This is a genomic window from Clostridium pacaense (assembly GCF_020709765.2).
In the GTDB taxonomy this organism is placed as follows: Bacteria; Bacillota; Clostridia; order Lachnospirales; family Lachnospiraceae; genus Enterocloster; species Enterocloster hominis.
Map to the genome: position 1 here is coordinate 1 of NZ_JAJFEB020000247.1, position 233 is coordinate 233.

Genomic DNA, 233 nt, shown 5'->3' on the forward strand with positions numbered 1-233 from the left:
TGTGTCCTGCCGGTTTCCAGGCGGCCTTCCACGTCGATATATTGTTCAAACCGCCTTAACACCTGGTAGTGGGTGACGGCGTTCCTGCCGGTGTTATAATTGATGCACATTTTCTCGCGCTCTGTCTGATGGCGTCCGATGGGCGCATCCACTGTCCAATCATCTTCTTTTATGACCCCGTGGACAATGGCCTGGTATCTCCGGGTGATGTAATGCTCCTTTAACTGGGCGGC

1 protein-coding gene is annotated in these 233 nt (G+C 53.6%); it reads right to left on the reverse strand.

Annotated features, from left to right (window positions below):
• Window positions 1–233 (reverse strand): pseudouridine synthase (locus LK536_RS59185; protein WP_506092386.1); only part of this gene is annotated, 233 nt, incomplete at both ends.